The organism is Nocardia sp. NPDC051756, from assembly GCF_040681495.1.
Classification (GTDB): Bacteria; Actinomycetota; Actinomycetes; order Mycobacteriales; family Mycobacteriaceae; genus Nocardia.
Window position 1 is genome coordinate 682,584 of sequence record NZ_JBFAYV010000002.1, and the last position, 20,554, is coordinate 703,137.

The 20,554-nt window shown below is 67.3% G+C and carries 26 protein-coding genes; 15 read left to right on the forward strand and 11 right to left on the reverse strand.

Features of this window, described 5'->3' with window-relative positions; all coding sequences use genetic code 11:
* Window positions 1-24 precede the first annotated feature (24 nt).
* The 4 genes from AB0M22_RS09465 to mscL all read left to right on the forward strand — a co-directional run bounded on the left by AB0M22_RS09465 (window position 25) and on the right by mscL (window position 2,245).
* On the forward strand, window positions 25-621 hold the full coding sequence (locus AB0M22_RS09465; RefSeq protein WP_364723001.1) for a 5-formyltetrahydrofolate cyclo-ligase: 597 nt from the start codon (window positions 25-27) through the stop codon (window positions 619-621).
* A gap of 67 nt (window positions 622-688) precedes the next feature.
* On the forward strand, window positions 689-1,000 hold the full coding sequence (locus tag AB0M22_RS09470; RefSeq protein ID WP_364723003.1) for an FmdB family zinc ribbon protein: 312 nt from the start codon (window positions 689-691) through the stop codon (window positions 998-1,000).
* A gap of 88 nt (window positions 1,001-1,088) precedes the next feature.
* Entirely contained in the window at window positions 1,089-1,736 is a 648-nt protein-coding gene (locus AB0M22_RS09475) for an SAF domain-containing protein (protein ID WP_364723005.1), read from the forward strand.
* A 104-nt stretch (window positions 1,737-1,840) separates the two neighbouring features.
* Complete coding sequence (gene mscL, locus AB0M22_RS09480) at window positions 1,841-2,245, forward strand: large conductance mechanosensitive channel protein MscL (protein WP_364723007.1); 405 nt, start codon at window positions 1,841-1,843, stop codon at window positions 2,243-2,245.
* A gap of 80 nt (window positions 2,246-2,325) precedes the next feature.
* On the opposite strand, the gene AB0M22_RS09485 is transcribed toward mscL, so the two are convergent.
* The 8 genes from AB0M22_RS09485 to AB0M22_RS09520 form a co-directional block, all read right to left on the reverse strand.
* Complete coding sequence (locus tag AB0M22_RS09485; protein ID WP_364723009.1) at window positions 2,326-2,988, reverse strand: MspA family porin; 663 nt, start codon at window positions 2,986-2,988, stop codon at window positions 2,326-2,328.
* Window positions 2,989-3,052: 64 nt separating this feature from the next.
* Complete coding sequence (locus AB0M22_RS09490; protein WP_364723011.1) at window positions 3,053-3,727, reverse strand: MspA family porin; 675 nt, start codon at window positions 3,725-3,727, stop codon at window positions 3,053-3,055.
* 309 nt (window positions 3,728-4,036) lie between these two features.
* The gene (locus tag AB0M22_RS09495; RefSeq protein ID WP_364723013.1) at window positions 4,037-4,708 is read right to left on the reverse strand and encodes an MspA family porin; all 672 of its coding nucleotides are present in this window, start codon (window positions 4,706-4,708) and stop codon (window positions 4,037-4,039) included.
* A gap of 65 nt (window positions 4,709-4,773) precedes the next feature.
* A complete protein-coding gene (locus tag AB0M22_RS09500) occupies window positions 4,774-5,448 on the reverse strand; it encodes an MspA family porin (protein ID WP_364723015.1) in 675 nt (224 codons plus the stop codon).
* Between the two features lie 696 nt (window positions 5,449-6,144).
* Entirely contained in the window at window positions 6,145-6,639 is a 495-nt protein-coding gene (locus AB0M22_RS09505; RefSeq protein ID WP_223885114.1) for a MogA/MoaB family molybdenum cofactor biosynthesis protein, read from the reverse strand.
* Window positions 6,640-6,719: 80 nt separating this feature from the next.
* Window positions 6,720-8,177 (reverse strand): trypsin-like peptidase domain-containing protein, encoded by a 1,458-nt coding sequence (locus tag AB0M22_RS09510; RefSeq protein ID WP_364723018.1) that lies wholly within the window; start codon window positions 8,175-8,177, stop codon window positions 6,720-6,722.
* Between the two features lie 188 nt (window positions 8,178-8,365).
* A complete protein-coding gene (locus AB0M22_RS09515) occupies window positions 8,366-9,751 on the reverse strand; it encodes a HAMP domain-containing sensor histidine kinase (RefSeq protein WP_364724050.1) in 1,386 nt (461 codons plus the stop codon).
* A 90-nt stretch (window positions 9,752-9,841) separates the two neighbouring features.
* Window positions 9,842-10,528 (reverse strand): response regulator transcription factor, encoded by a 687-nt coding sequence (locus AB0M22_RS09520; RefSeq protein ID WP_150402038.1) that lies wholly within the window; start codon window positions 10,526-10,528, stop codon window positions 9,842-9,844.
* A gap of 363 nt (window positions 10,529-10,891) precedes the next feature.
* On the opposite strand from AB0M22_RS09520, the gene AB0M22_RS09525 reads away from it, so the two are divergent.
* The 7 genes from AB0M22_RS09525 to AB0M22_RS09555 all read left to right on the forward strand — a co-directional run bounded on the left by AB0M22_RS09525 (window position 10,892) and on the right by AB0M22_RS09555 (window position 17,554).
* Complete coding sequence (locus AB0M22_RS09525) at window positions 10,892-13,660, forward strand: ATP-binding protein (protein ID WP_364723020.1); 2,769 nt, start codon at window positions 10,892-10,894, stop codon at window positions 13,658-13,660.
* The gene (locus AB0M22_RS09530; RefSeq protein ID WP_150402036.1) at window positions 13,657-14,064 is read left to right on the forward strand and encodes a roadblock/LC7 domain-containing protein; all 408 of its coding nucleotides are present in this window, start codon (window positions 13,657-13,659) and stop codon (window positions 14,062-14,064) included. Before AB0M22_RS09525 ends, AB0M22_RS09530 begins: the two co-directional genes overlap by 4 nt.
* A 7-nt stretch (window positions 14,065-14,071) precedes the next feature.
* Window positions 14,072-14,443, forward strand: a complete 372-nt coding sequence (locus AB0M22_RS09535) for a DUF742 domain-containing protein (protein WP_364723023.1) — start codon at window positions 14,072-14,074, stop codon at window positions 14,441-14,443.
* Window positions 14,444-14,447: 4 nt separating this feature from the next.
* A complete protein-coding gene (locus tag AB0M22_RS09540) occupies window positions 14,448-15,059 on the forward strand; it encodes an ATP/GTP-binding protein (RefSeq protein ID WP_040739020.1) in 612 nt (203 codons plus the stop codon).
* Window positions 15,056-15,814: an MHYT domain-containing protein gene (locus AB0M22_RS09545; protein WP_364723025.1), complete on the forward strand. Its 759-nt coding sequence runs from the start codon at window positions 15,056-15,058 to the stop codon at window positions 15,812-15,814. The genes AB0M22_RS09540 and AB0M22_RS09545 overlap by 4 nt, the downstream gene beginning before the upstream one ends.
* Window positions 15,815-15,869: 55 nt before the next feature.
* Complete coding sequence (locus tag AB0M22_RS09550; protein WP_364723027.1) at window positions 15,870-16,889, forward strand: DUF1906 domain-containing protein; 1,020 nt, start codon at window positions 15,870-15,872, stop codon at window positions 16,887-16,889.
* A gap of 440 nt (window positions 16,890-17,329) precedes the next feature.
* Window positions 17,330-17,554 carry a hypothetical protein gene (locus tag AB0M22_RS09555; RefSeq protein WP_364723029.1) on the forward strand — a complete coding sequence of 75 codons (225 nt, stop codon included), beginning with the start codon at window positions 17,330-17,332 and terminating at the stop codon, window positions 17,552-17,554.
* Window positions 17,555-17,628: 74 nt separating this feature from the next.
* Here the strand turns inward: AB0M22_RS09555 and rpmF are convergent, their stop codons facing one another.
* Genes rpmF through AB0M22_RS09570 form a run of 3 tightly spaced genes read right to left on the reverse strand, consistent with a single transcriptional unit; the run spans window position 17,629 to window position 19,386 of the window.
* The gene (rpmF, locus tag AB0M22_RS09560) at window positions 17,629-17,802 is read right to left on the reverse strand and encodes a 50S ribosomal protein L32 (protein ID WP_107659359.1); all 174 of its coding nucleotides are present in this window, start codon (window positions 17,800-17,802) and stop codon (window positions 17,629-17,631) included.
* Between the two features lies 1 nt (window position 17,803).
* Window positions 17,804-18,067, reverse strand: a complete 264-nt coding sequence (locus AB0M22_RS09565) for a type B 50S ribosomal protein L31 (protein WP_364723032.1) — start codon at window positions 18,065-18,067, stop codon at window positions 17,804-17,806.
* Window positions 18,064-19,386, reverse strand: a complete 1,323-nt coding sequence (locus AB0M22_RS09570; protein ID WP_364723034.1) for a GTP-binding protein — start codon at window positions 19,384-19,386, stop codon at window positions 18,064-18,066. Before AB0M22_RS09570 ends, AB0M22_RS09565 begins: the two co-directional genes overlap by 4 nt.
* A gap of 95 nt (window positions 19,387-19,481) precedes the next feature.
* Here AB0M22_RS09570 and rpmB point away from each other — a divergent pair, with 95 nt between their 5' ends.
* The 4 genes from rpmB to rpsR are packed head-to-tail and all read left to right on the forward strand — an operon-like array spanning window position 19,482 to window position 20,496.
* Entirely contained in the window at window positions 19,482-19,718 is a 237-nt protein-coding gene (gene rpmB / locus AB0M22_RS09575) for a 50S ribosomal protein L28 (protein ID WP_364723036.1), read from the forward strand.
* Window positions 19,719-19,731: 13 nt separating this feature from the next.
* Window positions 19,732-19,902: a 50S ribosomal protein L33 gene (gene rpmG / locus AB0M22_RS09580; protein WP_150402028.1), complete on the forward strand. Its 171-nt coding sequence runs from the start codon at window positions 19,732-19,734 to the stop codon at window positions 19,900-19,902.
* A gap of 1 nt (window position 19,903) precedes the next feature.
* Window positions 19,904-20,209, forward strand: coding sequence for a 30S ribosomal protein S14 (rpsN, locus tag AB0M22_RS09585; protein WP_364723039.1), 306 nt, complete (start codon window positions 19,904-19,906; stop codon window positions 20,207-20,209).
* A gap of 32 nt (window positions 20,210-20,241) precedes the next feature.
* The gene (gene rpsR / locus AB0M22_RS09590; RefSeq protein WP_040738992.1) at window positions 20,242-20,496 is read left to right on the forward strand and encodes a 30S ribosomal protein S18; all 255 of its coding nucleotides are present in this window, start codon (window positions 20,242-20,244) and stop codon (window positions 20,494-20,496) included.
* Window positions 20,497-20,554 lie beyond the last annotated feature (58 nt).

Consider the following 20,554-nt stretch of genomic DNA (forward strand, 5'->3'; position numbering starts at 1 on the left):
TCCGGTCAGCCTATGGTGATCGCCATGGAGATGCCCGGTGAGCGCGATAAACATGCATGGCGCACCGAAATTATTGCTCGACGGGCGGCGATGACCGCCGAAGAGCAGGCGATGAACAGCCTCGCGCTGGTTGCGGCCGTCGGGCGGCTGGCGGTGCCGGAGTGGGTTTGCGCGTATGTTCCGGTGCGCGGCGAACCGGGGTCGACGCAAATGCTGGATGCCTTGCGCGCGGCCGGCGCGCGGGTGCTGGTGCCGGTGACCGGACCACCCGGGCCGCTCGATTGGGCGGAGTACACCGGCCGGGACAGCCTGCGGCGAGCCAGGTTCGGTCTGCTCGAACCGGTCGGCGAATCACTGCCCGCTACCGCGATCGCCTGGGCGGAGCTGATCTTGGTACCGGCGCTGGCGGTGGATCGGCGCGGGGTGCGGCTCGGGCGCGGGGCGGGCTATTACGACCGGACGCTGTCCGCGGCGCGCCCGGACGCGCGGCTGGTCGCGGTGGTCGGGGACGCGGAACTGGTGGACCAGTTGCCCGAGGAACCGCACGACTCGCGCATGGGCTGGGCACTCACGCCGGGCGGCGGACTGCAACGCCTTGGCGAAGATCACGTCCCGGAATGAAAGGTAGATTGGCAACGTTGGCACTGTCGGCTGTAGAGTGCCAGAGGACTAACTCGCGGAGGATGCTGTGCCAACTTACTCGTATGCGTGCACCCAGTGTGACAACCGCTTCGACATCGTTCAGTCCTTTTCCGACGATGCGCTGACGGTGTGCCCGGAGTGCTCCGGGAAGCTGCGCAAGCTGTTCAATTCGGTCGGCATCGTGTTCAAGGGCAGCGGTTTCTACCGCACCGACAGCCGCGGCGGGGCGTCCACCGCGAGCGAGCCGGCGAAGTCCGACAACGGCTCGAAGGAGTCGAGCCCGTCGACGTCGTCCAGCTCGGATTCCGGCGCGTCCAACGGCAGCAGCACCTCGGCCAGCACGGCCGTGGCCAGCTGATTCGCCGAGTTATCCACAGCCCCTCAGTTATCCACAGCTAGCCCTTTTCCTGGGCTGACGGGTGTGGCCGCGGTCATAGGATCCGGCCATGACTCGATCCTTCGCCGATCTCGGTACGCGCTTGCCGATGTGGCATCGACCACACTGGGCGGACAGTCTGCTGCTGCGGCGACTCCTCGCGGTCGGCCTGGTATTCCTGGCGGCGGTCTTGTTCCTACGTGGCGGCCCCGGCGCGGAACGAACCTCGGTCGTGGTCGCCGGGCACGATCTCGCGCCGGGACATGTCCTCGAAGCAAGTGATCTTCGATCGGCTCCCCGCGAATCCACCGCATTGCCCGACGGCGTCGTGCGGGACTCGTCCGAGGTAATCGGCGCCACCTTGACCGGGGCGATGCGCGGCGGCGAGGTATTCACCGATATCCGCGTCGTCGGACCGCGCCTGGCCGCCGTCGCGACGGGTGCGCGCGACGCGCGAATCGTGCCTATTCGGCCCGCCGACACGGCCGTCGCCGAAATCCTGCGCGCGGGTGACCGAGTCGATGTGGTCGGCGGCGAAGAGCAGGGCGCGCGACCCGCCCGCACGCTGGCCACCGACGCCGCGGTGGTCTTGGTGTCCGGCCCCGGTGACGGACGCGCCACGAAAGAACGCGTGGTCTTGGTCGCAATGGACGCTGAACATGCCACAGTTGTCGCGGCGGCATCTCTGCATACCGCGCTCACCGTTGTCTTCCATTGAGTTGTCCGCACATTTGCCATCAAGGTCAACTAGCATCGGCGATACCACGGGCGTCGACCGCCGAGCACGACTTGTCAGCTCCACACGTAGAGGAGATATCGGCAATGCTCAAGGGTTTCAAGGATTTTCTATTCCGCGGAAACGTTGTCGACCTGGCGGTGGCGGTGGTCATCGGCACCGCGTTCGTCGCGATCGTCACCGCATTCACCAATGGCATCGTCAACCCGATCCTGGCTGTATTCGGCGGCAACAATGAACTCGGACTCGGTTTCCAGCTCGTTGCCGACAAACCAGCGACCTTCGTTCAGGTCGGTCCGATCATCACCGCCGCGATCAATTTCGTGATCATCGCCGTGGTGTTGTATCTCGTGCTCGTGCTGCCCGCGCTGCACGTGAAGAAGCGGTTCAGCAAGGAGGCGGTCGAACTCAGCGACACCGAGCTGCTCATTCAGATCCGCGACCTGCTCGCCGAGGGGCAACGTAGCGCGGGCGGTAAGCACGAGTCCTGAAAGTGTTTGTGCGGGAACAGGAAACGGGCCCGCCGCGGTAGCGACGGACCCGTTCACCTCGAGCTGGTTGATATTCGATATCAGCCGAGGCTGAAGGGCATGCCCCACAGGACAACCCAGGTGATGACGTTGTCGGTCTCCACCTCGACCTTGACGAACGAACGAGCCTGCGCGTAGCCACCGCAGCCGGACAGACCGATGGTCTCGTCGGCCCAGGTGGTCGAAGCGCTCGCGCCCTTGAAGGCCCAGCTCTTCTTGTGCGTCTCGTTACCGAAGTCGTCGGCCTTCTCCCGGTCGATGACGTAGAACGAGGTCGCCTGGCCGGGGCCGAGCGACAGGTTGGCGCCGGTGGTGGCGCCGATCTTCGGGCTCTTGCCTTCCCAGTCGGTGCCGGCGGTCATGCCGCCTTCCGCGCCACCGCCGTCGATGTTGACCTGGCAGCCCACGGTGTAGCCCGGGATGATCGCGCCACCCTTCGCACCCTGGATGTCGACCGACGCGGACCCGGAGACCCACGCGTTGCGGTGCACCGGGGTCGAGCCCATGGACGGGCTGATGTTGGCCGATTCGCCGGTCAGGCGGACCGTCACCACGGTGCCGTCGGACAGCGTCTTGACGAGCTCGCCGCCCGGCAGCGGGATGAAGGTATCGGCGTTGGCGGCACCGGTGGAGAACAGCCCGACCGCCATCGTGGCGGCGGCACAGAGCCCGGCCGCCCGTGCGAGTTTCTTACGGTTGATCATTTTATGCGTGTCCTAAGGGATCGAATTCGCTTCAGCGAGAACAGAGATGACGGATCCGGCGCGCTCAGCCGATGCTGAACGGCGCACCGTAGAGGGTGGTCTTGGAGTAGTTGTCGCCGATGATCTCGACGACGGTGTAAGACCTGGCCTGGGCGTACCCGGCACAGCCCTGGATCTCGATCTCGGCGTCTTGGTACTCGACCGAGTAGACGCCCGGCTTGGTGATGTCCTTGCTGTCGATACCGACGAACTTGACTTGTCCCGGGCCCAGTTTCAGCCCGATGGAGCCGCCCGCGGTGGCGCCGCTGAGATTGATGCCACCGGAGACACCCGCGGAAATCGCGTTGTCGGCGATGCTCACCTGACAACCGACGATGTAGCCGGTGTTCAGCTGCGACGTTCCGTGGGTCGACGAATTGTTGGTGCCCGGGGCGCCGGTGGCGCCGTTGGTGGGTCCGGCCTTGCCTTCGGGCGTCACGCTGACATCGGCGACGGCGTTACCCGACACCCACACCACGCGACCCGCGCCGTTCGCCGACAGCGACGGCGAAATCAGGGCGTGCTCGCTGTTGCGCGAGATGGTGACGCCGGGTCCGATCTTCTGGCCGTCCGGCAACGGCACAAAGGTATCGGCGTTTGCGGCGCCGGTCGAAAGCAGGCCCATGGCCACGGCAGCCGCAGCGCCGGCGCCCGCGATGCGGACCCCTCGATGCAGACCCCTGGTGCGGATCTTGCTCATACTTCCCCTCATCAGGTTCTAGCGGTCGACCTCGGGTTGTCGAGGCCGAGTTAACCCCTTTCAGGTCGGCGTCACCTGGTGGAATGTTCTGTCCATCAAGTGAATTGCCGTCCATCCCGTCATAGGACGATCTCGGGTGGGGCTTATGTTATTGGTTTCCGCCGGAGTTCTCAGAGATTTCGAGTATGTTACTGCGAATATGTTCGCCAAAAATGTTGGGGGACAAGACGTTTGCACACGAAACTAGCCCGTCGCATAGGGCGCGACGGGCTGGTTTCGTGAACGTGCGAAGTGCTTACTCCACCGGGATCAGCCGAGGCTGAACGGGGTCCCCCACAGCGTCACCCAGGTGACCACGCTGTCGGTTTCGACCTCGACACTGACGAAGGCACGCGCCTGCGCGTAGCCGGCGCAACCGGTCAGGCCGATGGTCTCGTCGGCCCAAGTCACCGAGCCGCTGGTGCCCTTGAACTTGTTGCGCTTCTTGTGCGCCTCGTTGCCGAAGTCGTCGGCCTGCTCGAGGTCGAGCACGTAGAACGACTTGGACTGGCCGGGGCCGAGCGACAGGTTGCCGCCGCTGTTGGCGCCGACGCCGCCGGTGACGTTCTGGCCGTCACTCCAGTCGACATTGCCCTCGACGCCGCCGGTGGCGCCGCCGCCCGCGATGTTGACCTGGCAGCCCACGGTGTAGCCCGGGAAGATCGCGCCGCCGGCGGCACCGGACAGCTCGACCTGCGCGCTGCCGGAGACCCACGCGTTGCGGTGCACCGGGGTGGAACCCATGGACGGGTTGATGTTGGCGGATTCGCCGACCAGCTTGATCGTCACCACGGTGCCGTCGGACAGCGTCTTGGTGATTTCACCACCCGGCAGCGGGACGAAGGTATCGGCGTTCGCGGCGCCGGTGGAGAACAGGCCCAAGGCCATGGTGGCAGCGGCGCCGACACCGGCCATCCGTGCCAAGTTCTTACGGTTGATCATTTGTACTGCCCCTCGAGGGATTGAGTTCGCTTCAGCGAGAAGATTGTTCGTGGATTCGACGGACGTCAGCCGATGCTGAACGGCATCCCGTACAGGGTGGTCTTCGAGTAGTGGTCGCCGATGATCTCGACCACGGTGTAGGCCCGCGCCTGGGCGTAGCCCGCGCAACCCTGGATCTCGATCTCGGCATCCTGGTACTCGACCGAGTAGGTACCGGGCTTGGTGATGTCCTTGTAGTCGATCTGCACGAACTTGACTTCGCCGGGACCGAGGTTCAGGCCGATGGAGCCGCCCGCGGTGGCGCCACTGAGGTTGATGCCGCCGGAGACGCCCGCCGAGATCGCGTCATCGGCGATGCTGACCTGGCAACCGACGATGTAGCCGGTGTTCAGCTGCGACGTTCCGTGCGTCGAGGAGTTGTTGGTGCCCGGGCCGCCGGCGGGGCCGTTGGTCGGACCGGCCTTGCCTTCCGGGGTGACGGAGACATCGGCGATCGCGTTGCCCGAAACCCAGACAACCCGGCCTGCGCCGTTCGCGGACAGCGACGGCGAAATCAGCGCGCGCTCTCCGGTACGACTGATGGTCACGCCCGGGCCGACCTTCTGACCGTCCGGCAACGGCACGAAGGTGTCCGCGTTGGCAGCACCGGTCGAAAGCAGTCCCATGGCCACGGCCGCGGCAGCGCCGACGCCCGCGACGCGGACACCGCGGCGCAGACCGTTGGTGCGGTTCTCGCTCATACTTCCCCTCATCAGGTTCAAACAGTCAACCTCGACCTTCGAGGTGGACAATGGTCCTCTCAGGCCCAGCTCAGTGTGTCGTTACTTTGTTGCCGACGTGTAACCGGCTGTAAGTTCGGCGCAACGGGTAGCTGGCAACGGAACCGAGCCAGGTTCCGCCGGGTGACCACGTACGTGCCGACCCGGGCCTGCGGGGTCCAGTTGTGGGTTGGCTCGTGGCGAACATTAAACGCTAGGTAACGGCGCTGCAACGTAAGCTTTCGTAAAGATCAATGTGATGTAGATCACATTCGTTAACGTGCGCATTACCCTTGACGTGCGGAAATAGGTGACGGAGACAGTCGGACCGACCGGCCGGTGCTGACGAAGTCACTAAAGCGTCAACCGCTGAATACGGGCCAGGGCCGTACATATATCGATGGCATAACTCGGATCTGAAACAATCACAAGTAAATTACGGTTAGCCAAACTTATCAATACGTAGCTACTACGTAGATTTGGGCATTCAACCGTGATGCGGCGGCTTCTGCGCGCGCAGCCATTCGTCGGCGGAAGACTCGTTTCCGGAGTCATATCCGCGTTCGTCGCTCGTGGTGTCTGGGAGGGCGTCGCCGAAAATCTCGGCGAGACGCGCCGCATCCCTCGCCCGGCGAGCGGCCGGACGAGGGATGTCGTCGGAAGAACCGGAATCGGTGATCAGTCGACCAATCCGGACAGCTCGCCGATGACCTTGCTGGCGAGCGGGCCGAGGGTGGCCATGCCGTCGCGCACCGCGGCCCGGGTGCCGGGCAGGTTGACCACCAGCGTGCTGCCGGAGATGCCGGCCACGCCGCGGGACAGGCCCGCGTCCAGCGAACCGGCCACCCGGCCGGACGAACGCAGCGCCTCGCTGATGCCGGTCAGCTCGCGATCGAGCACCTGGGAGGTGGCCTCGGGGGTCACGTCGCGCGGCGACATGCCGGTGCCGCCGACTGAGATGACCAGGTCGACACCGCCGATCACCGCGGTGTTCAGCGCGTTGCGGATCTCGACCTCGTCGGCCTGCACCGACACCGACGCGTCGACGAGAAAGCCTGCCTCGGTGAGCAGCTCGGTGACCAGCGGGCCGAGCGAGTCAACACCTCCATGCGCCGTTCGATCATCGACGACCACCACCAGAGCACGCCCCGCCACCGGAGCATCGATTTCCATGGTGCTAACCGTAGCGTCTATGCCGAGAACCTCTGCGGCGGTGTCGAGCAGCGGCGTGCGGCCGCCTTGCAGCACGCGCATCATCTGCCACCGTCCGCGGGCGCACCGGTGAGGGTCACCTCGACGGTCTTGGCGTTGTTGCCTTGGGCATCGGTATAGGTGACTTTCACCTTGTCTCCTGGTTGGTGCGAACGGACCGCGGCGACGAGCGCGTCGCCGGTGGTGATGCTGCGGTCATCGAGCTTGGTGATGACGACACCGGACGGAATGCCCGCCTTCGCGGCGGGGCCGTCGGCGGTGGACTCCATCACCCTGGCGCCGTTGATCGAATCCTGGGCCTGCGCCTGGATCTTGACGCCGATCTGCGCGTAGGTGGCGTGCCCGGTCTTGATCAGCTCGTCGGCTACCCGGCGGGCCTGGTCGATCGGGATGGCGAAGCCGAGGCCGATCGAGCCGCTCTGCTGGCCTGCGCCCGGCTCACCCGCGCCGAGGCTGGCGATGGCGGTGTTGATGCCGATGAGCTTGCCGTTGCCGTCGACCAGCGCGCCACCGGAATTACCCGGGTTGATCGCGGCGTCGGTCTGGATCGCGTCGATCACCGGGTTCACGCCCGCGGCGCTCTGCTGGCCCTCGCCCTGGGTCGACACCGGGCGGTTCAGCGAGGAAACGATGCCGGTGGTCACGGTGCCGGCCAGGCCGAGCGGCGAGCCGATCGCGACAACCGGCTGGCCGACCTGAAGGTTGGCCGAGGTGCCGAGGTCGATCGGGGTCAGGCCGGTCTTGCCCGCGACCTTGATCACGGCCAGATCGGAGACCGGGTCGGCGCCGACGATCGTCGCGGGCGCGGAGCTGCCGTCGGAGAACAGGACATCCATCTTCGCGCCCGGACCACCGCCCGCGGCGACGTGATTGTTGGTCAGGATGAGGCCGTCGGAGGACAGCACCACCCCGGAACCCTCGCCCTCGGCGCGGCTGCTGGCCACCTTGATCATGACCACGCTGGGCAGCACCTTCTGCGCGACCGCCTGGGTCGAGCCGGCCGGTGCGTTGGAGACGTTGTTGACGTTCGGCTTCGGCTGATCGAGCGCGTTGGTGATGGTCGAGCGCCCGTTGTCCGAATGCGTGGCCAGCGCGCCGACCGCGCCGCCGACGCCGCCGCTGACCAGGGCCAGCGCGACCGCGCCGATGACCAGGCCGGTGCGGACCGGGCGCTTGGCGGGCGGCTGCTGCACCCCGAGCGGGGCACCTTGCTGCGGCTCGAAGGGCGGCTGCGCGTGCTCGAACGGGGCGCCGTAGTCCGGGCCGGGGAACGGCTGGGTGTGCTGATGCGGGGGCGGATACGGCGGCGGCGCCCCATACGGCTGATTCGGCGCCTCGTACGGCCCGAAGCCGGGCCCCTGCGGTGCGTAACCCGCCCCATACGGCGCGCCGGCGGGCCCCGTCGGTGCGGCCGGGATCTGATCGGTCGGGTTGGGCTGATCCGGTGCGGCGTTCGCCGTCTCCGGCTCGTCCCGCCGGTCCTTCGAATCCTCGGTCATGGACTCCTCGTTTCTCCTCAGCGTCTGCGCCAAGCTTGACGACGACTACTGAGAGCGGACTGAGACCGTGCTATCAATTGCCCGAGACCTGTCGACCCACCGCTCGCGGTCTCGCCGAGGCTGCGCACACCCCGACCCTGCAGCTTTCCAGCCAACAGGGTACGCAACCGGACTGCCGCGCGCCTGTCTCAGGCCTCGGCCGGGCGCCCGGCCTCGCCCGGCAAGACGATCCGGATCCGCGCGCCGCCGCGCCCGGACGCCTCGATGGTGATCGTGCCGCCGTGTTTCGTCACGACCTGCTTGACGATCGCCAAGCCGAGCCCCGAACCGGGCATCGACCGCGACGCGGTGGTCCGGTAGAACCGCTCGAACACCAACTCGCGCTCGCCCGGCGGAATACCCGGCCCGGCGTCGTCGACGGTCAGCTCGAGCAGACCCCGCCCGGTCTCGCGCATCTCGACATAGACCTGAGCGCCGGCCGGACTCCACTTCGCGGCATTGTCGAGCACATTGAGGATCGCCCGCTCCAAGCCGGCCTCGTGCCCGTAGACGAACCAGGGCCGGATCGCCGAAACGAACACCACCGATCCGCGTCGACGCCGGGCGCGCTCCAGCGCTCGCTCGGCCACCTCACCGAGATCGACTCGCTCGTAAACGGTTTCGGGCGCGTCCTCGCGAGCCAGGTCGACCAGGTCGCCGACCAGGTTGGACAACTCCTCGATCTGCGCCATCACATCCGAACGCAGCTCGGCCATGTCCTCGTCCGGAATGCGCGGTGCGCCCGGCCGGCTCGAAGCCATCAGCAGTTCGGTGTTCGTCCGCAACGAGGTGAGCGGCGTCCGCAGTTCGTGCCCGGCGTCGGCGACCAATCTGCGCTGCCGGTCCCGGGATTCGGCCAACGCGCGCAGCATCGTGTTGAAACTCTCGGTGAGCCTGGCCAACTCGTCGTCGCCGGTCACCGGGATCGGGGTTAGGTCATCGGTGCGCGCGATCCGTTCGGTCGCCGCGGTCAACCGGCCGATCGGCCGCAATCCGGTGCGCCCGACCGCGGTTCCCGCCGCGGCGGCCAGCACGACGCCGCAACCACCGACGACGAACAACAGCCAGGCCAGCCGATCCAGCACGTTCCGGGTCGGCTCCAGCCGCTGCGAGATCACCAACGTCGCACCCTGATTCGTGCGCAACGCGAGCACGCGCTGATTGGCGACCGTGCGCAACGACGAATTCAGCTCGCCGTGGAAGACCGCCATCTCCTGACTGCCGACCGGCGGCTCGGTCGCTTGCGGCGGCGAGTACGGGCCGATGTCCGGAAAGATCAGCGCGATGCCGGTGTCCGGATAGAACGCGGTCGCCAGCACCAGGTTCTGCAGATTGAACCCATAGGGATTACTGGCGATCACCGCGCTGGCTCGGCTGCGCAGTTCGGTATCGACGTTCGCGTACAACGCCCGCGCGACCAACGCGTAGGCCGCGATCGAGGTCACGGCCACGGCGATCGCCACCACGGAGGCAGCCAGCAGCGTCACCCGCCAACGCAACGACACCGAACGGGTGAGGGGGATCGGGGGCCGCATCTCGGTCGGGTCGGGTGGCCGCTGCGGCGGCCGTTGCCCGAGCCCGGCGACCACGGGCCGCTTGGGAACTGTTCGCGCCATGGCCTTCCCCTACGGGGGCGTCTCCCGCAGCACGTAACCGACGCCGCGCACGGTGTGGATGAGCCGGGATTCGCCCTCGGCCTCGGTTTTGCGGCGCAAATAGCCGATGTACACCTCGAGCGCGTTGCCGGAGGTGGGGAAGTCGTATCCCCAGACCTCTTCGAGGATGCGGCTACGGGTGAGCACCCGGCGCGGATTCGCCATCAGCATTTCCAGCAGCGAGAACTCGGTGCGGGTGAGACTGATCCCGCGCTCGCCCCGAGAAACCTCGCGGGTCACCGGATCCAGCGACAAATCGGCGAACGTCATTGCCTCGGAAACCTCGCCGGGATCGGCGGTCGTGCGTCGCAGTAGCGCACGCAAACGCGCGAGCAATTCTTCCAACGCGAAGGGTTTCGGCAAATAATCGTCGGCGCCCGCATCGAGTCCGGCAACCCGCTCGGACACCGAATCCCGTGCCGTCAAAACCAAAATCGGAAGATCGTCACCGGTGCTGCGCAGGCGCCGGCAGACCTCGAGCCCGTCCATCCGCGGCATCATCACGTCGAGCACCAACGCGTCCGGCCGCTGACTCGTCGCCTTGTCGAGCGCGTCGACGCCGTCCACCGCGAGGTCGACGGAGTACCCGTTGAAGGTCAGTGACCGGCGCAGAGACTCGCGGACGGCGCGATCGTCGTCGACTACCAGAATGCGCATGCGACCAGTTTGACCGTATCGACTGAGAGGCGACTGAGAGGGGACGCTCGACACGCCGCGTCCGCCTCCGCCCGGCCGACCGGCGGCCAGCACTCGATCAGCTATCCGCGATCTTCCGCCGTATAGATCAGTCGTCCAGGAACTATGTAGACTCACAAACTCTTACAACGCGAAACCTGTTCCGCGTAGCCATATTCGGCCACGAGCAGACCTGGTGCCTCGGATTGCCGACGGCCAGTCAGCACGGTATGTTCCGTGCGGTAAAAAGAAGACCTTGAGTTGGTTCTCGGCGGGTTGATCCAGACAGCTCCTAGACAGCCACCATTCGGGGACCATGCGCGAAGTGGAGGCGACGGAAGCGGAATGGAAGCTGCACCGCGTTCCTGGCAATTCAGCCTGTCCAACCTGTCGGTCACGCGCAAGGTCGGCATCGTGCTGTTGCTGCCGGTGCTGCTCGCCTCGGCCTTCGCCGGACTGCGGATCAAGGACGAGCTCGGGGTGATCTCGAAGCTCGACGCGGCTACCGAGCAGGCCCGCATCTTGCGCCCGATCCTCGAATTCAGCCAGGCCACCGAGCAACTCGCGATCGCGGCGGTCAACGCCCGGCCGGAGGATCCGATCGATACGGTCGCGGCCAAGTTCGACCAGTCGGCCATCGATCTGGAAACCGCGCTGCGGACGAAGAAGGTCGACGACAGCACCACCAAGGAACTGCCCGCGGCCATCGCGGTCGCCCGGACCATGCGCAACGGACTGCGCACCTCCTCCCCCGCCACCATCGGCGGCCAGGTCGACGAGGTCGGCACCCGCATCATCACCGCGATCTCGGTCTCCTCCTCGATCGAAGAGATCGTCATCCAGCGCTACTTCCTGCAGCTCGGCCTGATGACCAACGCCTCGCGCCTGCTCACGCAGGAGCAGATCATGTCCGCGACGGCCAGCGGCGGCAACAACCCGGCCGCGCTGGCCGGCATGCTGACCACGCTCGGCGCGGAAATGATGCTCACCTACTCCTATCCGCAGATGAGCCCGTCCTCGGCGACCAACGCGCAGGTCCTGATCGATCAGGTGCAGACCCGCATCGGCGCGCTGAGCCAGAGCCCGAACAGCCTGGGCAGCAACGGAGTTATCACCGATTCGCTGCACACCAGTTCCGAGGCCTACCGCCAGGCGACCACGGTGCTGCTGAACACGATCGACGACAAGCTGGCCGACCGGACCATCGAACTGCGCAGCGCCGTGCTGCGCGACGTCGCGATCGTGATCACCACGCTGCTCGCCGGCCTGGCCCTCGCGCTCGGCGTCGCCCGCTCGCTGGTGGTGCCGATTCGCCGCCTGCGCCACGACGCGCTGCAGGTCGCGCACGTCGATCTGCCGAACGAGATCGAGGTGGTGCGCACCGGCGGTGCGACCCCGAAGATCACCCCGGTCGACATCCGCACCACCGAGGAGATCGGCCAGCTGGCCCGCGCGGTCGACGACATCCACCAGGCCTCGCTGCACCTGGCCGCCGAGCAGGCCCGGTTGCGGGTGCAGATCGGCAGCATGTTCGAGACGCTCTCGCGGCGCAGCCAATCGCTGGTCGAGCAGCAGCTGGCGCTGATCGAGGACCTCGAGCACGACGAGGACAACACCGAACGCCTGCAAAGCCTGTTCCGCCTGGACCACCTGGCCACCCGCATGCGCCGCAACGGCGACAACCTGCTGGTGCTCGCCGGTACCGCGTTGCGCCGCGGCCAGCTGCACCCGGTCCAGCTCTCCGACATGCTCTGGAGTGCGGTCTCGCAGGTCGAGGATTATCAGCGGGTCGAGATCGGCGCGGTCCCGGACGGCATCGTGGCCGGCGAGCCCGCCATCGACATCGAGCATCTGCTCGCCGAGCTGATCGACAACGCGCTGCGCTACTCGCCGCCGACCACGCCGGTCACGCTGTCGGTGGCGCGCGCCGTCGACGGCGGCTACCTGATCGAGATCATCGACCGCGGCCTCGGCATGTCGACCGAGGACCTGCGCGCGATCAACGACCGGCTGAGCTCCGGTGGTGAGGTCACCGTCGAAACCGCGCGCCGGATGGGCCTTTTCGTGGTCGGCCGGCTGGCGAAACGGCACACCATCACCGCCAACCTGCGCCGCACCTCCACCACCGCGCAGCAGCCGGGCGTCACCGCGAGCGTGCACCTGCCCGGCGCGCTGGTCGCGCCGCCGCTGGACGCCACCGACCCGACCGGCAAGCCGCTGGAGCTGACCGGCGACTACGAGCTGCCCGCGCAGCCGCGCACGCTGGTGCCGGTACCGAGCCTGCCGCAGCACAATTCGCCGCGGTTCGAGGTGTCCAGCACCGGTCTGCCGCAGCGCAGGCCCGCGATCCGGGTCGCCGAGCCGCCCGGGCAGCCCGCCGTCTCGGTGCCCTCGCGGACCAACACGCCCGACACCGATTCCGACACGCAGCCGCCGACCGAGCCGTGGTCGATCAACACCCCGACCGACGATCGCTCCCCCTTCGGGCCGCCGACGGTCGGCGTGGCCGGCAGCGGCCCGACCCGTCCGGCCGACGAGGAACGGCCGACCGACTTCTGGGCCGAGTCCGAGGCGAACGGCCCGGAACCCGAACCGACCATCCCGCAGCAGCGGGTGCCGCGCGAGTCCGAGCAGCCGAACGCCGGGCGCGAACCGTCGCGCACCACGTCACGCTCCGGCCTGCCGATCCGGCGACCGGCCGCGGTGCCGGAACCCGAGCCCGTCCCGCCGCGGGCGGTCGAGCCCGCGATGGTGACCTCCGCGCGGCTGCAACCGGTGGCCGGCGCCTCGCCGACCCCGATCTATCAGCGCATGGTGTCGGAATGGCTGGTCGAACCCGCGACGTCGCAGACCGCGGAGACCACTTGGACCTCACCCGCCGACGTGGGCTGGTCGGCCGCCGAAGAGGCGACCCATCCGACGCCGACCGGCCGCACCAGCGGTGGACTTCCGATCCGAACGCCGGGCGCGCAACTGGTCCCCGGCGGCTTGGCGCAGGCAGACGAATCGGGAGCCCGTGATCCCGAGGAGATTCGGAACAACCTGACCAGGCATCTCAGTGGGGTCCGCAGTGGGCGGGCCAATGCGCAGTACGACGACGGAGGGCTTGCATGACAGACGCGAACAGCACCACGGATGAGAACCTGAACTGGCTGGTCGCCAGATTCACCCGGGACGTACCCGGCGTGTCCCATGCGGTGCTGGTCTCGGCCGACGGCCTGCTGCAGGCGACCAGCCCGCACCTGCCGTCCGATCGGGCCGAGCAGCTCGCGGCCGTCACCGCCGGCCTGGCCAGTCTGTCGATGGGCGCGGCGTCGCTGTTCGACGGCGGCAAGGTGATGCAGTCGATCGTCGAGATGCAGCGTGGCTATCTGCTGGTTATGAGTGTGGGCAACGGATCTCATCTGGCCGTGCTCGCCAACAAGTCGCACGACATCGGCCGGATCGGCTACGAGATGGCGCTGTTGGTCGACCGGGTCGGCACGGTGGTCACCGCCACCGCGCGTACCGCGGTTTGAGCGGGAGATGTCCAATCCCTACGGACCTGGACCACGACCGACCACGCGCGTCCGACCGTATGCCCTGACCTCGGGGCGCACCGAACCGGCGGTCGACCTGCCGCTGGAAGCCGTTATCGAGACCCTGTCCTACACTGCGCATCTCGACTGGCCAACCGGTGATGTCCGCACGGATATCCTTAGGCTCGGCACACATCGGCTTTCTGTTGCCGAGATCGCCGCTCACCTGGATCGTCCGCTCGGCATGATCCGGGTGATGATCGGTGACCTCGTGGTCGACGGCACTGTGCGTCTGCATTCGACACTGACTGACGAGGCGAGTTTCGACGAGCGCCGTTCTTTGATGGAGAGGACTTTGCGTGGACTCCGTGCCCTATAAGAAAATCGGGCCCGACACCAACCCCGGCCAGGCCGACGGGGACAACCGGACCGCGTCCACGAAGATCGTGGTCGCCGGTGGTTTCGGGGTAGGTAAGACAACATTTGTCGGCGCGGTGTCCGAGATCGTTCCCCTGCGGACCGAGGCCATGGTGACCCGGTTCTCCGACGGCATCGACGATCTAGCGGAAACGCCGGAGAAGGAAACCACCACGGTCGCCATGGATTTCGGCCGGATCATCCTGCCGGGCAACCTGGCGCTGTATCTGTTCGGCACTCCGGGCCAGCGGCGCTTCTGGTTCATGTGGGACGACCTGATCCGCGGCGCGATCGGCGCGGTGGTGCTGATCGACACCCGCAGGCTGGAGGACAGCTTCGCCGCGGTCGACTTCTTCGAAGCGCGGCAGCTGCCGTTCTTGGTGGCGGTCAACCGCTTCCCGAACGCGCCCCGCTTCCCGATCGCCGAACTGCGGGAGGCGCTCGCGGTGCGCGAGAGCGTGCCGATCGTCGACATCGACGCGCGCAACGCCAACGAGGTGCGCCAGTCGCTGGCCGCGGTGACCGAGTACGCCATCCAGCGCCTCGCCGCGCAGGAACGAGAACAGGCTGTTCTTTGACTTATTTCAGCATGGGCTACTGGATCATCGGGTTGTCGATCGCGGTCTCGCTGGTCGGCGCGCTGGTCGGGTTCAGTTGCATCCGGCAGTCGACGAAATCGGTGACGCCGAAGTTCCGGGTGGTGTGGCAGGCGTCGGCGGCGGTCTCGATCGGCGGGATCGGGGTCTGGCTGCCGGTGTTCGTCTCGATGCTCGGGGTCACGGTGCCGGGTAGCCTGGTGCGCTACGACGTGTGGAGTGTCGCTGCGGCGGCGGTGATCTCGATCCTCGCGGTGTGGGCGGCGCTGGTGCTGATGGGGCGGACGCTGCACATCGCGCGCCTGATCGGCGCCGGGGCGGTGATGGGCGGCGGGTTCGGCCTGATGCACTATCTGGCCTTGGACGCCATGCACATTCAAGGTTCGACCTCGATCCAGCCGTGGACGTTCGTCGGCGCGGTGGCGATCGCGGTGCTGCTCTCGCTGGCCACCCTGTGGTTCACCCAGCCGCGGCGGCCGCTGGCGCTGCTGGCCGCGGCGGCCCTGGTGTTCGCGGCCGGGATCGCGGGCATGCACTACACCGATCTGGTCGGCGTGGAAATCCACCTGGCCACGGCCAATTCGACGCCACCGGGTGAGGATCTGTTCGGATTCTTCGTGCCCGCGTTCGTGCTCGGCATGCTGTCGCTGGCCATCCCGATCAGCGCGATCCTGATCGCGCCGGACCGGCGCACCTCGGCGCCGGTGCGGGTGCCCGCGACCAACTCCGCGTTCTGATCCGCGGCGCCGGTTCGGCCCTGCCGCGGTAATCCCTCGATTTACAGTGAGAGACATGCGTTTCGGTCTGGACTACGCCGCGGCACGTCCGGGCGGCGCGGCCATCCGCGCGGCGAGTTTCGACTTCGTCGTCCGGTATCTGTCCGACGGTGGCGTCACCTTGCCCGGCAAGTTGCTGACCCCGGCCGAGGCCGACGATCTGCGCGCCCACGGGGTGTCGATCGCGGCGAACTGGGAGACCACCGCGACGCGCATGCTGGACGGCTACGGCGCGGGTGTGGTGGACGCGCGCGCGGGCCTGGCCCAGGTGCTGCGCTGTGGGGGCCGGTCGGATCGGCCGATCTATTTTTCCGCCGATTTCGATGTGACGCCGCAGGATCAGCAGCGGATCAATGCCTACCTCGACGGCGCGGCGACGGTGCTCGGCCGCGCGAATGTCGGGATCTACGGCGGATATTGGTCGGTCAGCCGGGCGTTGGACGCGGGCAGCGCGAGCTGGGCGTGGCAGACCGATGCCTGGTCCGGCGGCAATGTGGAGGCGCGGCGCAATCTCCATCAGACGTTGCGTCAGCAGGTCGTCGGTGGTGTGGTCTGCGATGTGAACGAGGCCGGGACGACCGATTTCGGTCAGTGGGATTTCTTTGCACAGGAGGACGCCGACGTGACACCGGAGCAAGAGGCAGTGCTGCGTGATATCCAGATCCAGCTGCGCGGGCCCGGCCTGACCGGCTGGCCGCAGCTGGGTGACGCGGGCGGTCCGGGTCGCACACTGGTGGACGGGGTGGCGGCCGCGCTGGCCCGGATCGGCGAGCTGGAGGGCGAGGTCGGCGAGTTGCGCACCGAGATCAGCGAATTGGAGGCGACGACGGCCGACCTGGCGGCGCAGGTGCAGCGGCTGAGTGGCCGGCATTGGCCGTGGCCGTTGTCGTTGATCGAGGGACCGGCGGCGTTGGTGGGTGAGCAGTTGGCCCGACTCGAGGCGATTCTGCCCGACTTGCCCGGTTTGCCGGGACAGGGTACGAGTACGCAGCACACATCCAGTAGCGATGCGGTGGATTCGCGTTCTACGCGGTGACGTCGGCTGGTGCGGTGAGTGGTTCCGCATGCGCGGGACAGAGGTGCCGCGGCCGGGATTTTGGCGATGAGCGGGTTCTCCCAGGAACCGGAAGAACCCGCCCTCTCGCACGAGGATACTGACGTCCGGACACGTTCGCATCACTTCGCGGAGACTTTTCCGACTACCAAAAACCAACCAACAGTAGGTATTTCGCCCGGTAGCTATCGGGGCGCAATCGCATCGTGCACGAGGTGGCAACGTCGCCCTGACCAGGCCGGTAGCCAATCGATTGCCACAGGTTTCGGTGTCGCGGGAAAGTTGGTCATCAACCCGCCAGGACGGACCGATTCGGCCGACCGGCGCGTTCGCCTTCCGCGACAGCACCGTGCGAGTTATCGTCGGCTGGCACATGGCGCTCACTGGGCGCCGCACATCCAGGTTCGTTCGAAGGAGTTCGCATGGCCGTCAACGTGGTGCTCGACAAGGCTCTCGACAAGGCGTACGAGAACAAGTCGCTGAACGAAATCCTCTCCGCTCCGCCCTCGGCCCTCGCCGGTCTCACCGAAGCGCACGACAAGCAGCTGCTGGACGCGCTCAAGATCAAGACGATCGCCGATCTGGCCAACAACAAGTACTTCCGGCTCGCCGCGACGCTCGCGGACCTCGCCGCCAAGGAAGGCTGAGCCGAAATCTCAGCTCCGAGATAAAGAGAGCGGGCCCGCGGCATTCGTCGCGGGCCCGCTCTCTTTTTCGTTCGTCAGAGCCGATCGAGGTCGATCAGTCCGCGGCGCACCGCCGCGACCAGTCGGCGCGGCACCTTGTGCACCACGCCGGCGACGGTCACCGGCACCAGATCCGGCGGCGTCGCCTTCCACTGCGCGCGCCGGCTGCGGGTGTTCGACCGCGACATCTTCCGCTTCGGGACGGCCATCTCAGCCCTCCCCGCGGCGCGGGCGCTTGCCGTACTTGCGCTCGAACTTCTCCACCCGGCCCTGGCTGTCCAGCACGCGGTGCGCGCCGGTCCAGAACGGGTGCGAGTCCGACGTCACGTCGACGGTCACCAGCGGGTAGGTGTTGCCGTCCGGCCACTGCACGGTGCGCGCGCTGGTCACGGTCGACCGGGTGAGGAACTGCTTGCCGGTGCCCGCGTCCTCGAACACCACCGGGTGGTAGTCCGGATGGATTCCTGTCTTCATTTCGCTTCTCCTCTCGGGCTTTTCACGTCTTCGATGGGCAACGCGGTATCGCTGCTCTCGCAGGGGTCGGCGTGCCACGCGCCGAATGGGTCCTCCCACTGGGCGACTCGCTCGGGTGCGCGTTCGACCAGGCGCAGCTCGTCGTCCTCGACCAGCGCCCAGTGCAGCGCCGCGCGGATCTCGTTGGGGTCGGCGTCGTGCACCAGGATCACCAGGGAGATGTCCCGATCGCCGAACTGGTCGTCCCAGCGCAGCGCGGCCATCGCCCGCCGATCCGGATCCGCCTGCGCCAGTTCGGTTTCCGACATGGATGCCAGCCAGCGACCCGCGCCGCCGACGCGCAGGCCGCCGCCCGCGGACTCCAGCCAGGTCACCTCGTCGGGCTGGGTGGCGAGCCACATCCGGCCGCGCGCGGTCACCACGCCGTCGAAGAGCACGTCGAGCGCCTCGTGCAGCCGGGCCGGATGGAACGGCCTGCTGGCGGCGAACTCCAGCAGGGCGACGCCGTAATCGCTGCTGAGCGGCGGCTGTCCGCGCAGCAGCGGCGCGTGCGCGTCGAATACCTTGCCGCGGCGGGAGTTTGCCGGAATCCGGGTCAGCAGGGCTTCGATGCGGGCCGCGGTGAGCAGCTGCGGATCGTCCACCCAGTCCACCGGCGCATCGGGGACCAGCCGGGCCAGCACCGCCGCCAGCTTGCCGCGATCGACGTCGCCACCGGGCAGCACCGCACCCAAAGCGATTACGGCATCGGCGAATTCGACCTGACCGACGGCGACCTGCGCGACCGTGCGCTCGTCGTCCGCCTTCGCCAGACCGCGCTCGGCGAGGGTCTCCTCACCGGTCGCGTCGGCGAGCCACGCACCGGCGTCGAGGAAGGTCAGCACGGCCTCGACGCGCACATCGCGCCCGGCCGGTCCGTCGACTCGGCCCAGAATCCCTTCCACCACAACATGTTCGATGGCATGACAGACCGCCTCGGCCTCGAACGCCGGATCCAGCGCCAGCACGATGCGCTCGACCGAATCCCGCGCGGCGAGCGTGCGCAGCAGCGGAAGCAGGTCGATCCGCAGCGTGCAGGACACACAGCCGTGCGCGAGCTCGAGCACGTCCGAGGTCTCGTAGGTCGCGCTGCGCACCGTGCGATGCACGATGCCCTCGCGCAGCTGGCCGAGGTCGTGATGGACGACGACGGTGCCGGGCGCGTCACCGCACAGCGCGGTAGCCGCGTGATCGGCGCCCGCCGCGGCCGGTCCGGCGAATCCGGCGAGCACCACGACCGGTGTGCGGCGGTCGGTCTCAGGTGCGAGCACTGACAGCACCCCTTTCGATAACGATTTTCATTTGCGTCAACGCAACGGTACATTGTCGATCAGCCGTTGTCGAAAATGATTGTCATCTACCGGAGGGAGTCCGCATGTCGGCCCACTGCCAGGTCACCGGGCGCAAGCCCGGGTTCGGCAAGTCCGTCTCGCACTCACACAAGCGCACGAATCGGCGCTGGGACCCCAATATCCAGCGCAAGACCTACTTCCTGCCCAGCGAGGGCCGGCGGATCACGCTGACCGTCTCGGCCAAGGGCATCAAGACCATCGACCGGGACGGGATCGAGGCCGTGGTGGCCTGCATCCGGGCCCGGGGCGACAAGATCTGACCAGGAGAAAGCCATGGCATCCAAGTCGACCGAGCTCCGCCCGATCGTCAAACTCAAGTCCACCGCGGGCACCGGGTACACGTATGTGACCAGGAAGAACCGCCGCAACGATCCGGACCGGATGGTACTGCGCAAGTTCGATCCGGTGGTGCGCAAGCACGTCGATTTTCGCGAGGAGCGCTGACATGGCGAAGAAGTCGAAGATCGCCCGCAACGCCCAGCGCGCGGCCGTCGTCGCGCGCTACGCCGAGCGCCGGGCCGAGCTGAAAGAACTCATCCGCAAGCCCGGCACACCGGCCGCCGTGCGCGCCGACGCCCACGCTGAGCTGCGACGACAGCCGCGGGACGCCAGTCCGGTACGATTGCGCAATCGGGACGCCGCTGACGGACGACCGCGCGGTCACCTCCGGAAGTTCGGATTGTCCCGTGTGCGTGTGCGCGAGATGGCGCACCGGGGCGAGTTGCCCGGTGTGCGCAAATCGAGCTGGTAGACAACCACCGTTCTCGTACGAAGGATCCGTATATGGCAGTCAAGCGAGCACCGTCGAAGAAGGTTCGCGCCGAACAGGCCCGCCGTCCGAAGAAGAACCCGCTCATTGCCGCAGGCATCGAGAAGGTCGACTACAAGGACGTCAACCTGCTGCGCACGTTCATCTCCGACCGCGGCAAGATTCGCAGCCGCCGGGTCACCGGGCTCACGCCGCAGCAGCAGCGCCAGGTCGCCGTCGCGGTGAAGAACGCCCGCGAGATGGCGCTGCTCCCCTTCACCAGCCGGTAGCCGCACTCTCCCGAACGCGAACGTGGGACCCCGCATGTTGCCGGGGTCCCACGTTTTG